This window comes from Rhabdochromatium marinum, from assembly GCF_016583795.1.
In the GTDB taxonomy this organism is placed as follows: Bacteria; Pseudomonadota; Gammaproteobacteria; order Chromatiales; family Chromatiaceae; genus Rhabdochromatium; species Rhabdochromatium marinum.
This window is the reverse complement of the sequence record NZ_NRRS01000007.1, coordinates 22,373-34,280: the sequence shown is the minus strand read 5'-3', so window position 1 is coordinate 34,280 and position 11,908 is coordinate 22,373. Positions and strand designations below refer to the sequence as shown.

Below are 11,908 nucleotides of genomic sequence, written 5' to 3'. Positions count from 1 at the left end.
AACAGTAAGAGCAAAAACAGGATTGATAACAGTATGCCAGCCATCAGCCCAATCCGGGTGTTTGATTACCCGTCGGCGGAGGCCTTTAATGCCGCCGCCGCGCGCGCCATGGCCGCTTTGGGGCCGGAAGACTTTCGCGAGCGTAGCCACTTCATCGCTGGGCGCTTTGAGAATCTGTACCTTGACCCGGCCCGGATTCCAGGGCTTGAGGCGCTGCTTGATTATGCGCTCGAACAGGCAGCGGCTCAGTTGGAGCGACCGCTGCAGCAACTGCGACGCGGTTTTTGGCTCAACCGCATGGCTCCAGGGCAGGTGACCAGCCGCCACGCCCATGCCGAGCATGACGAACTGCTTTCCGGGGTGTATTACATCCAGGTGCCCGCGCACAGCGGCGATCTGCTGTTTGACGACGATCCCTTTGAGATACGCATCCGACCCCGGGCTGGGATGGGGGTGCTGTTCGATCCGGAGCTGACCCACTGGGTCGAGGAGCATCGCGGTGCGGGTGAGCGCCTGTCGGTGGCTTTCAATATCGGCCCCGTTCAGGAATGACGGCTGTTGTCTGGTGTTGAGCGGTGCTCAATAGATTCAGCGCGGTTCGCTGAGAATCAGGCGCTCAAATTCGGCGATGCGCACCTGCTGTCCATTGAGGGTGCGAAATACCCGGCCCTTGATCTCGCTACGGCGTGCCTGATAATGATCGCTCGCGCCGGTGGCCGGGTTGACCACCTGCACCTCAAGCACCTCGCGCCCCCGTTGCCATTGATGATAGACCGACCAGGCACTCGCAAGCAGGATGACCCCGATCAGGCCATAGGCACCGAGACGCACCACCCCCCAAGGAATGCCGGATCCTGCTGCCGGTGCTGCGCGCGCATCCGAGGTCGTGCGCCGCGCACGCAGCACCGTATAAGCGGCCAGCACCACAGCGACAGTCAGGAGTAATTTGGTCAGCATGAATGGGCTTGGGGCGCGGTGGTGCAGGATTAAATCATCATGAGATCAAGAAACTCCGGCACTGGAGTCGCCAACAGCGCGGCCTCATCCTGACAGAGCGCCTCAATGCGCTCGGCTTGGCGGCGCGGAAAGCGGGTGCGCAGGGCCGCAGCGAATTTGCGCTCCAATACCGGCAGCCCCTCAGCGCGTCGGCGGCGATGGCCGATGGGGTATTCAACCGCCACCTTCTCAGTGCTGCTGCCATCCTTGAAAAACACCTGCACCGCATTGGCAATGGAGCGCTTGTCTGGAGCCAGGTAGTCCGCCGTGTAGCGCGGATCCTCTTGCACCTGCATGATGGCCCGCAGTTGATCAATGCGCGGATCCTGGGCGACCTGATCCTCGTAGTCTTCGGCCGTGAGGCGACCGAACAGCAGCGGCACCGCCACCATGTATTGCAGACAGTGATCACGGTCGGCCGGGTTGTAGAGCGGGCCGTCCTTACTGATGATGCGAATCGCGCTTTCCTGGGTGGTCAGCTCAATGCGCTCGATCTGCTCAATGCGATCATGAACCTGTGGATGCAGGGTCAGGGCGCACTCGACAGCAGTTTGAGCATGGAACTCAGCCGGGAAGCTGAGCTTAAACAGTACATGCTCCATTACGTAGCTGCCATAGTCGCGTGAGCGGCGCAAGGGCTCACCCTTGAAGAGCACATCCTGGAAGCCCCAGCCCTTGGCGCTCAGCGCCGAGGGCAGACCCATCTCGCCCTTGGCCACCATCAGGGCCAGGCGTAGGCCGCGCGAGCTGGCATCGCCCGCCGCCCAGGACTTGCGCGAGCCGGTGTTGGGCGCATGCCGATAGGTGCGCAGCGACTGGCCGTCGATCCAGGCGTGGCTCAGGGTGTCGATGATCTGCCCCTTATCCAGACCGAGCAAACGCGCAGCCACTCCAGCGGAAGCGATCTTGACCAGCATGACGTGATCGAGTCCGACCCGATTGAAGCTGTTCTCCAACGCCAGCACGCCCTGAATTTCATGGGCGCGGACCATGGCTTCCAGCACATCGGCCACGCTCAGCGGCGTACCACCATTGGCCAGCGCCTGGCGCGACAGATAATCCGTCAGGGCCAGAATGGCGCCCAGGTTATCTGAGGGATGCCCCCATTCCGCCGCCAGCCAGGTATCGTTAAAGTCCAGCCAGCGCACCATGGCGCCGATGTCGAACGCGGCCTTCACCGGATCCAGCACAAAGGAGGTGCCCGGCACCCGCGAGCCCTGGGGCACCAGGGTTCCTGGCACAATAGGCCCGAGATGCTTGGTGCACTCCGGGTATTGCAGCGCCAGCATGGCGCAGCCCAGCGAATCCATCAGGCAATGGCGCGCCGTGGTCAGGGCTTCAATGGAATCAATCGGCGTATCGCAGAGATAATCCGCGATGGCGACCAGTTCCGCATCCGGATCCGGTCGCACATTGGTATCAGCACTATGAGCAGTCATATTCACTCTTTGTTAATCATTATCCATGGACAACAGCACGGGCACCAGCCAGCGGCCACTTAGCCCGCTCAACGCTGCTCAAGCGGAACCCAGGGGCGATTCTCCGGCCCAGTATAATTGGCACTGGGGCGAATGATTTTGCGATCCTGGCGCTGCTCAATCACATGAGCAATCCAGCCTGTGGTGCGCGAGATGACAAAAATTGGCGTAAACAAGGGTGTCGGCACGCCCATCTGGTGATAGGACACCGCCGAGAACCAGTCCAGATTGGGAAACATCTGCTTGGATTCCCACATTACGGTTTCCAGCCGCTCCGCGACCTCAAACATCCGCCGTTGGCCATTGTCCTCGGACAAGCGCCGCGCCACCGCCTTGATAATCTGGTTGCGCGGATCGCCAGTGGTATAGACCGGATGGCCGAAACCAATAATGATCTCCTTGCGGGCCAGTCGCTCGCGAATATCCGCCTCGGCCTCATCAGCGCTGGCGTAGCGACTCTGAATCTCACAGGCCACCTCATTGGCGCCGCCATGCTTGGGCCCCCGTAGCGCACCAATGGCACCGCTCATCGCCGAATACACATCGGCATTGGTGCCCGCAATCACCCGCGCGGCAAAGGTAGACGCATTGAACTCATGCTCAGCATAAAGAATCAGCGAGCAATGCATGGCCTGCACCCAGCTGGCCGAGGGGCGTTCGCCGTGCAACAGATGCAGCAGATGACCACCGATGGAATCATCATCGGTTTCAACCTCAATGCGCCGGCCGTTGTGGGCGAAATGATACCAATACAGCAGCATGGAACCGAAACTGGCCAGCAGCCGGTCGCCGATGTCGCGGGTAGCGGCCTCCGGCATGCTGTCTTTTTCCGGCTCCAGGGTGCCCAGGATCGAGCAACCGGTGCGTAGCACATCCATCGGATGTGCTGAGGGCGGCAGTTGTTCGAGTGCCGTTTTCAGTGCCGCTGGCAGACCGCGCAGACGGCGTAGCTTTTGCTTGTAGGCGGACAGCTCGGCGGGACTCGGCAGGCGACCGTGGATCAGCAAATGGGCAATGTCCTCGAACTCGGCCCGATCGGCAAAGTCGAGAATGTCATAGCCGCGATAATGCAGATCGTTGCCGGTACGTCCGACCGTGCAAATGGCCGTGTTGCCGGCCGCAGTCCCGGACAGGGCGACGGATTTCTTTGGCTTGGGCGTGGTGGTCGCGGTGATGTCAGTCATGGTCAGCCACTCCGGTGGGAGGATGGGAAGAACTGGCGAACAGCCGGTCGAGGTGTTGTTCGGCGGCGTGATAGCCGAGAAAATCGTACAGTTCCATGCGCGTTTGCATCAGATCGATTACCTCGGCCTGGCTGCCCTGCTGGCGAATCGCCTGATATACCTTGAGGGCGGCCTGATTCATGGCGCGGAAGGCCGAGAGCGGATAGAGCGCCAGCGCCACGCCCACCGAGGCCAGATCTGTGGTGCTAAACAGCGGCGTGGAGCCAAATTCGGTGATATTGGCCAGCACTGGCACCCCGGTGGCTTCAACAAAGCGCTGATAATCCTCCAGCTTGGTCACGGCTTCGGGAAAAATCATATCTGCGCCGGCTTCCGCGCAGGCCGCCGCGCGCTCAACCGCCGCTTCCAGTCCCTCGACCGCCAGGGCATCGGTGCGTGCCATGATGACGAAATCCCTGTCGCGTGCATCGACCGCTGCCTTAATGCGATCAACCATCTCGCTGAGCGACACAATGGCCTTGCCGGGGCGATGACCGCAGCGCTTGGCCGCAACCTGATCCTCGATATGGCAGCCGGCCGCCTCCGCGCGAATCAGCTCGCGAATGGTGCGCTGGATGTTCAGCGCGCCACCGAAGCCGGTGTCGGCATCGACCAGCAAGGGCCGCTCGCTGGCGTAGGTAATGCGGCGGGTGTCCTCCAGCACATTATCAAGATTGGTGATTCCCAGGTCCGGCACCCCATAGGACGCTGCGGCGACACCGCCACCGGACAGATAGAGCGCCCGGTAGCCCAGGCGCTCGGCCATCAGGGCATGATAGGCATTGATGGCACCGACGACCTGCAAGGGCTGTTCTTCGGCAACGGCGGCGCGCAAGCGGGCACCGGGAGTTGTAGCTGGAGCGGATTGGCTCATGGAACGGGTCTCATGGTTGGTTGGATCGGATGATGGGCGATGCGTTGTTCGGCATGGCGGCGCGAGGCGCGAATATGGCGCCGCATCAGCCATTCGGCCAGCTCGCCATCGCGCTCGGCGATGGCATCCACGATCAAGCCGTGTTCTTTAAGCGCGGCAGTGGCGCGTTCGCTCTTCATGCCGAACTGACAGCGGTATAGGCGGGCGAGGTGATAGAGATCATCGCACAGGATCGCAATCAGCCGCTGATTGCCGCTGCCATGCACAATTCGATAATGAAAATCCCAGTCCCCTTCGGTCTGGAAATAAGCCTGCCATTGATCGCGCGCGACGCTAGCACGATGCTCAGCCAGCAGGCTTTGCAACTCCGCGACCGCCGTGTCGGTCATGGCCTCAGCCGCCAAGCGTGCGGCCAAGCCTTCGAGCGTCTCGCGAATTTGATAAAGCTCAACCAGCTGCACACCACTAAGCGACACCACCCGCGCACCGACATTCGCCTTGCGCTCAATCAGATGAATTGCCTCCAAGCGTCGCAACGCTTCGCGCAGCGGCCCGCGACTGACCGTAAAACGCTCCGCCAGCACCGGCTCGCTCAGCTTACAGCCAGGCGCAATCTCACCCTCCACAATGGCACGGCGGATCTGCGCAAAGACCCGGTCGGCCAGGGTGGTGCTGTCCGGGTTAGAAGCAACGGCTGTCAGCATGAGTAGTTGTCGACAATCAAAGCAGAATAAAGGCAGGTTAGCGAATTTCTTCGCGAATGGCAAGCTAGATTGTCGACAATTTTGGCTCTGAGCACTGCTTATCAATGGAGTAAAGACGAAGAGGGCGGGTCGCACGCGCGTTTCTGCGCATCGCTTCGGGGTGGCATTGCTGCGGGTAAAGTGTGGTAGCAGATAACAGCGCTGCGTGAACGATGCTAGGTGCTGCAGCAGTAGCTGCAAAAGCTACGCTTTCAGCGCCTATAGCTGACAAAATGTGACCGATGCTGAAGCATCTGACAGCGGTGCTTTCAGGTTTCGATCGCGCTGGCCAGTAAGGTGAAGGTGCGCGATCCGGCCTCGCCGCGCGTGCCCATCATGATCTGGCTGAGACTGTGGTCGCTGAGGTGCATCGGTCAGGAGTGCGGTATCATCGGGCCGCGAAGATGGGTTTATCGTGATCTGGTTGGGTGACAGCGGTCTAAGGGGTCTCTGTACAGCAGCCCTTTTAAGGTGGCGAAATGTGTCCGGTTGCAATCCCTTGATTTTTCTTCAAAGTGCTTGCGCGCGATCGCTAGGTTCAAGGATTGCCAGGATCACCTTATATTGTAACCATTTGATTTTTAATGTTGTTTTTATGCGCATTAAAAGGGCTGGTATCCGCTACAGCTTTAGTATCCGCTACAGCACACAAAGATGTTGGCGATGATCCGTGTTCTTGATAAACACCCTTGGCTTTTACCCCGCTTCCAAGCGTGATCCGATCCGTTGGAGGTACGTTGTCCTTATTCTCGTCTCCCTGGTGCACAGATGAATCTATTACGTCATATCAGTATTAATCGTCGACTCTGGATCATTTCCGGTTTCGTTACGCTCGGTTTCGCGATTGGGCTCACGCTCGCACTGCTCGAAATCCGCTCCATTCTGATGGAGCAGAAGATCGAGCAGGTCACCCGACTAGTGGAAACCGCCAAGAGTATTGCCATCGATTATCGTCAGCGCGCATTGAAGGGCGAATTCTCGGAGGCTGACGCCAAGGCTGCCGCGCTGCGCGCGCTCGCTGGCCTGCGTTTTGAGGGAAACAACTATTTTTGGGTCGACGGCCTAGACGGTAAAAACGTCATGCACCCCTTTAAACCTGATCTGGCCGGTAAAAGTCTGCTGTCGCTCAAGGACGCCAACGGCAAGCTCTATCACAAGGAAATGTGGCAGAAGTCACGCGACGACGGCAAGGGCATCGTCACCTACGTGTGGCCCAGAGGAGGAGACACCAAGCCCGTGCCCAAGATCGGCTACATCGAGACCTTTCGCGACTGGGGCTGGGTGGTCGGTGCGGGGATCTATGTCGACGATGTGGACACCGCCTTCCAGAAAAATGCCATGCTCATGGCCGGATTCGGCGTACCGCTGCTGCTCGGCCTGATTCTGATCACCACCCTGACCGCGCGCTCCGTGGTGGCACCCATTCATGACGCCGCCCTTACGATGGTGGATATCGCCAGTGGCGAGGGAGACCTCACGCGCCGGCTGGACACCAGTGGCAAGGACGAAGTCGCCGAAATGGCGTCGGGCTTCAATCAGTTCGTCAGCAAGACCGAACGCATGGTGATCGCCGTTGGTCAGGCTACGACTGAGATTGCCTCGGCGGCCGAAGAGCTCTCCGCAGTGACTCGGTCCAATACAGAGATGATGGGCAGGCAGCGCAACGAGACTCAGCAGGTTGCGACCGCTGTCACTGAAATGTCCGCGACCATCCAGGAGATCGCCAGGAACGCGGAAGAGGCCGCCTCGGCAGCCTTCGATGCGGACGGCCACTCGCGTGCGAGTAGCGAGACAGTCAATCGGGCCATGCAGGCCAATCAGCGTCTTGCAGCGGAGGTTGAGCAGATCGCGGAACGCATCCGGCGGTTCAACGATGAGAGCGTTGCCATCGGCAGCGTGGTGGACGTGATTCGTGGTATTGCTGAACAGACCAATTTGCTTGCTCTGAACGCGGCTATTGAGGCCGCCCGCGCGGGAGAGATGGGGCGCGGTTTCGCGGTGGTCGCCGACGAGGTTCGAAGCCTGGCCAACCGGACTCAGGTGTCAACGAGCGAGATCCAGACGATGATCGAGCGGCTGCGTTCAGGCGCCCAGGAAGCTGTGAGTGCGATCGAGCACGGCGAGACGCTGACCCAGGAGACGTTGGAGGAGGCAACCCAGGCGCAGCGATCCCTGGATCAGATCGTACAATCCATTGGCAGGATTCGCGACATGAATACCCAGATCGCAAGCGCCGCAGAAGAGCAGGCAACTGTTGCGCATGAAATCGACCGCAATGTGGTCAATATCTCGGATCTATCCACCGAGACAGCACAAAACACCGAGCACACCGCATCGTCCAGTCATGAACTTTCTAGACTCGGTGCCGAATTGCATACTCTGGTGAGTCAGTTCAAGGTGGGAACCGCATCCTGAGCTAGATGACCGGGTGCATGACTTTATGTGTAAGAAAAAATATGAGCACAGCACTATGGGCAAACGTCCTCATTAACGGGAAGGTCGATTCAGACGAGTCAGATAAATGCGCTATATACAAACATTCGAAGAAGCTAGATAAGATTACAAAAAGTCTCAATGTCGTCAATTTTGAGGCAACACAAGATTTTACCGATATGCAATACAATATGTCTGATGATTTACCTGAAGGTATGGAGTCAACAGACGAGTTGATGGCTAAAAAAGGGGTATGGGTCTCAGGATCCGATGCAGTAGAAATGCTCGAAAAAGTCATATCCCATCTTTCTGAGAAAGGTGTTCGGTTTGGGCTTTTCGATAATGATCATGAAGAGATCGTTAGGGAGTTAACAGAAAGCCTTCAATTTGCAAATAGAGCAAAAAGTGAAAATGGAATGTTTAATTTTTCAGTCGTGATGTAAACACATAATCGGGTTGCCGGTGGGGGTTATTTCAGTTGGAGAATGATTGTTTTGAAAAGAACTATTGGCGTTGTTCTATTTCCTGAATTCGAACTTCTTGATGTGTTTGGTCCGGTTGAGATGTTTGGAATTGCTAGAGAGCATTTCGATATTCGCATGGTTTCTGAAGATGGACAGACTGTAGCGAGTAGGCAAGGGCCAAAATCGGTCGTTGACCATTCATTTGGTGACGCTGTCCGGTATGACATCCTGTTGGTGCCAGGCGGCCAAGGAACACGCAGGGAAGTTTATAACGAGTCCATGTTGTCTTGGTTGCAAGAACAAGCTAAAGGTGCGGAATATGTAACTTCAGTATGCACAGGAAGTGCACTGTTGGCGAAGGCTGGTATTCTTGATGGAGTGTGCGCAACGACAAATAAAATGGCGTTTGAGTGGGTTACTTCACAAAGCTCGGCAGTGATATGGAAAAAACAAGCGCGGTGGGTGGAAGATGGCAAGTTTTTCACGTCTTCGGGCATTTCGGCCGGCATAGACATGTCGCTAGCGCTCATTCAAAAGCTACTTGGACAAGAAACGGCCGATAAAACGGCTCTGCGGGCTGAGTACCAATGGTGCCGAGATTCCAGTTGGGATCCATTCGCTAAACTACATGGTCTCGTGTGAGCATGGGCTCAAAACAATCCGCAACTCCAGATAATCCTGAGGATTCTGCCGACTGTTGACCAGCCGCTTCAGCCGATCAGTCAACACCGACCGCACAGTGACAGCATCCGGTGATGCAAAGCTTCCGGAGCTTCAATCAGTGGATTATGCCCACAGTGGTCGATGATGGCGTGCGGCGTTGATGGGCGCTGCTGGCGCACCTGCTCACCGATGGCGCTGAATTTGCTGTCTTCACGGCCACTGATCCAATACAGGTCACCGGCAAAGGCACGGATAGCGGTCCAGGTCGGGGGCATTTGTCCCAGACCGAAGCAGGCAAGATTGCGTGCCAATCCTTCGGGCCTTTGTGCCAGGCGCTGATGGTGCTGGGCTCGGACAGCGGCAGGGGCGCGGATGGCCTGGGTGCGAAACAGTGCCTGGCGCTGCCAGGCCGCAGCAAAGCGGCGGATGTCCTGCTGGCGCAGCTTGTCGATCCAGCCTTGGTCCTGTGCGCGCCGGGCGTGGCGCTCGGCAGCACTGCCAAGGCCGGGATGAGCGCTCAGAATCAACAGGCGTTGAAAACGTTCTGGAGCACTGGCCATCAATGACAGCGCGATACGTCCACCAAGCGAATAGCCGGCGAGGCTGTCGATGCTGGCCGGTAATGCGCGCAACAGGCGGGCAATCTCATGCCTGAAATCCCCGGTGGGATCTGGGCTGCATCCGTGACCGGGCAGGTCAATCGCCAGCGCTGGCTCACAGTTGGGCCAGACGCCAGCCCAATCGCTACCGGTGCCGGTAAAGCCATGCAATAACAGCCAGTGTGCCTGAGCGCTGCGCGCGTGCGGTGTCGCTCCCAGCCAGCGGCTATGATAGCCCGTCAACATAGTGGTTATGGTTCATGTGGCACCTCCAGGCATAAATCCACTGCCAGGCGCGGTGCCCAATGCAAGTGCTCCGTCGCGAATCGGTGGCGTTGCGCCCAAGTCGCTGCGTAGCCAGTCAGCAGTTGCCAGTCCATGGCACAGCTCCGGGCTATTCTCAGCCGCAGCCGCAGCCGCAGCCGCAGCCGCAGCCGCATCTCCATCTGCAGGCCGCGTGGCCGTCAGACCGCCAACAGCAACAGCCGCCGCGAGCTGAGCACTGGCCCAGAGTCCGGCGGCGGAATCGATCAGGCTAGTGATGACAACCTCAATGCCGGCTGCCTGGGCAGCAGTGGCGAGTGCCAGGCTGGGGCGCAGACCGCCAAGGACCGGAGGTTTGAGCACAATGCGCCGCACCGGCAGATCGCTGACCTGGAGTGGCCAGGGCCGCTGGGGCAAGGATTCATCCAGTGCCAGCGCAATCGGAGTGCCCGCTTGGAGTTCCGCCAGTACAACGTCCTGTGGATCGTGCAGCGGTTCTTCCAGTGATTCGATGCGCCGCACACCGGCGCTGTGCCCAGGAGGCTGCGTGGCCTCCAGCTCCGCCTCCAATTCAGCCAACCGGCACAGCATCTCCTGAGCGGTGGCAAGATTCCAAGCGCCATTGGCATCCAAGCGTAGCTGCACGCCGGCGGGCAGCACGCCGAGCAGCTGGCGCAGCTGGGCGATTTCGTCAGCCGCAGGGGCGGTACCAACCTTGAGCTTGAGCACCCGCAGCCCGGTGGCGATAGCCGCAGTCACCATCGCTGGCTGGCAGTTGATCAGGGTGCCGAGCGCGCCATTGACCGGCAGACGTTCGTATGCCCCAGCGGCGGCGAGCAGGTGCGCCCGCAGCGGTTGCCCGGCGGTGCGGCTGAGGTGATCCAGCAGGGCGCATTCAACGGCCGCATCCGCCGCCGGAGAGGCACTGGGCAGGGCGGCGGTCAGCGCTGCGAGCAGGGCCGTGGGGGACGCTTGGCGTGCTTGCGCCTGCCAGGCACTGAGTCGGGATTCAGCCGCAGCGAGGGTTTCGGTGCCAGCGGCTGGCAGCGGTGCACAGTCGCCATAGCCAGGCTGGCGGCCATCATCGGCGATGACCAGCCAGCCGCGTCGTTCGCGCAGGGTGCCCTGGGCACTGCGCCAGGGATTGCGCAGGGCCAGGGCATAGGGTTGCAGGTGCAGGCGCATCGCGCGCGTGATCAGAGCCGATGGCGCGCGCTTCAGGACGAGGCCGGCCAGGCCAGGCCACCGGCCAGCAGCACCACCAGCAGGCTTTGATAGAGCGCGGTCTGTCCCAGCAGGGCATTGAGCGGGCGACCCTCGGTGCCGGCGAACAGGCGACGGATCAGCACTATGGCCATCGGCAGCCCGAGCAGTACCGGCCAGGAGTGGGCGAGGGGGGCACTGAGCAGAAACAGCGGCACGCAACCCAGCAGGAGCGCAGCATAGAGCTGGCGGGCACGGGCCTTGCCAAGCAGATGGTTCAGCGTGCGGCGACCGGCGCGCTGGTCAGTGTCGAAGTCGCGATAATTGTTGAGCACCAGCACAGCCGCCGAGGGCAGGCCGCAGGCGCTGCCGAGCAGCAGGGCCGCCGCACTGAGTTGCAGGCTTTGCAGATAATAGGTGCCAGCGACGGCGGCAATGCCGAAAAACGCCAGCACGAAGAGCTCACCATAGGGGCCATAGGCAATGGGTTTGGGGCCACTGGTGTAGGCATAGCCGGCCAGAATCGCCGCCAGACCCAGCAGAAAAATCGGCCAGCCGCCGCGGATCACCAACAGCAGCCCTACCAGAAAGGCGGTCAGAAACACCAGATGGGCGGCGTGCTTGACCTGAGTGGAACTGAACCAGCCCTGGGCCGAAGCGCGGGCAGGCCCGAGGCGATCTGGCGTGTCGGTGCCGCGTTCGAAGTCGGCGGCGTCGTTGTAAAGATTGGTGCCGATCTGTATGGCCGTGGCGCCGAACAGGGTTCCTAGGGCTGTCCAGACGGCCAGGGTGCCGGTGTGGAACCAGGCCAGGGCCAGACCGGCGATGACCGGGGAGACGGCCAGGAACAGGGTGCGCGGGCGCGCCGCGCTGATCCAGTGTCCGGTGTGTAAACGCAAGCGATCCCAGCGGGGCTGAACGGCGGCAGCAGTGGATGATTTCATGCAGTGTTGAAACCTGTGTGTCGA

12 protein-coding genes are annotated in these 11,908 nt (G+C 59.8%); 4 read left to right on the top strand and 8 right to left on the bottom strand.

What is annotated here, in order from left to right; all coding sequences use genetic code 11:
* Nucleotides 1-33: 33 nt before the first annotated feature.
* Nucleotides 34-552: a putative 2OG-Fe(II) oxygenase gene (locus tag CKO36_RS03660; RefSeq protein WP_200280701.1), complete on the top strand. Its 519-nt coding sequence runs from the start codon at nucleotides 34-36 to the stop codon at nucleotides 550-552.
* Between the two features lie 36 nt (nucleotides 553-588).
* Here CKO36_RS03660 and CKO36_RS03655 read toward each other — a convergent pair whose 3' ends face one another.
* The 5 genes from CKO36_RS03655 to CKO36_RS03635 form a co-directional block, all read right to left on the bottom strand.
* Nucleotides 589-957: a hypothetical protein gene (locus CKO36_RS03655; protein WP_200280698.1), complete on the bottom strand. Its 369-nt coding sequence runs from the start codon at nucleotides 955-957 to the stop codon at nucleotides 589-591.
* Between the two features lie 29 nt (nucleotides 958-986).
* A complete protein-coding gene (locus CKO36_RS03650; RefSeq protein WP_200280695.1) occupies nucleotides 987-2,435 on the bottom strand; it encodes a bifunctional 2-methylcitrate dehydratase/aconitate hydratase in 1,449 nt (482 codons plus the stop codon).
* Nucleotides 2,436-2,503: 68 nt separating this feature from the next.
* On the bottom strand, nucleotides 2,504-3,658 hold the full coding sequence (prpC, locus tag CKO36_RS03645) for a bifunctional 2-methylcitrate synthase/citrate synthase (protein ID WP_200280692.1): 1,155 nt from the start codon (nucleotides 3,656-3,658) through the stop codon (nucleotides 2,504-2,506).
* Nucleotides 3,651-4,571 carry a methylisocitrate lyase gene (gene prpB / locus CKO36_RS03640; RefSeq protein ID WP_200280689.1) on the bottom strand — a complete coding sequence of 307 codons (921 nt, stop codon included), beginning with the start codon at nucleotides 4,569-4,571 and terminating at the stop codon, nucleotides 3,651-3,653. Before prpB ends, prpC begins: the two co-directional genes overlap by 8 nt.
* Nucleotides 4,568-5,275 carry a GntR family transcriptional regulator gene (locus CKO36_RS03635; protein ID WP_200280686.1) on the bottom strand — a complete coding sequence of 236 codons (708 nt, stop codon included), beginning with the start codon at nucleotides 5,273-5,275 and terminating at the stop codon, nucleotides 4,568-4,570. The genes prpB and CKO36_RS03635 overlap by 4 nt, the downstream gene beginning before the upstream one ends.
* Nucleotides 5,276-6,082: 807 nt before the next feature.
* Here CKO36_RS03635 and CKO36_RS03630 point away from each other — a divergent pair.
* Genes CKO36_RS03630 through CKO36_RS03620 form a run of 3 tightly spaced genes read left to right on the top strand, consistent with a single transcriptional unit; the run spans nucleotide 6,083 to nucleotide 8,853 of the window.
* A complete protein-coding gene (locus CKO36_RS03630; RefSeq protein WP_200280683.1) occupies nucleotides 6,083-7,729 on the top strand; it encodes a methyl-accepting chemotaxis protein in 1,647 nt (548 codons plus the stop codon).
* A 41-nt stretch (nucleotides 7,730-7,770) separates the two neighbouring features.
* Nucleotides 7,771-8,190, top strand: a complete 420-nt coding sequence (locus tag CKO36_RS03625) for a hypothetical protein (RefSeq protein ID WP_200280680.1) — start codon at nucleotides 7,771-7,773, stop codon at nucleotides 8,188-8,190.
* Nucleotides 8,191-8,232: 42 nt separating this feature from the next.
* On the top strand, nucleotides 8,233-8,853 hold the full coding sequence (locus CKO36_RS03620) for a DJ-1/PfpI family protein (RefSeq protein WP_200280679.1): 621 nt from the start codon (nucleotides 8,233-8,235) through the stop codon (nucleotides 8,851-8,853).
* A gap of 80 nt (nucleotides 8,854-8,933) precedes the next feature.
* Here CKO36_RS03620 and CKO36_RS03615 read toward each other — a convergent pair whose 3' ends face one another.
* The 3 genes from CKO36_RS03615 to menA are packed head-to-tail and all read right to left on the bottom strand — an operon-like array spanning nucleotide 8,934 to nucleotide 11,884.
* Entirely contained in the window at nucleotides 8,934-9,719 is a 786-nt protein-coding gene (locus CKO36_RS03615) for an alpha/beta fold hydrolase (protein ID WP_200280676.1), read from the bottom strand.
* Between the two features lie 12 nt (nucleotides 9,720-9,731).
* Nucleotides 9,732-10,922, bottom strand: a complete 1,191-nt coding sequence (gene menC, locus CKO36_RS03610; RefSeq protein WP_200280673.1) for an o-succinylbenzoate synthase — start codon at nucleotides 10,920-10,922, stop codon at nucleotides 9,732-9,734.
* Nucleotides 10,923-10,954: 32 nt separating this feature from the next.
* Nucleotides 10,955-11,884, bottom strand: coding sequence for a 1,4-dihydroxy-2-naphthoate octaprenyltransferase (gene menA, locus CKO36_RS03605; RefSeq protein WP_200280670.1), 930 nt, complete (start codon nucleotides 11,882-11,884; stop codon nucleotides 10,955-10,957).
* Nucleotides 11,885-11,908: the final 24 nt, after the last annotated feature.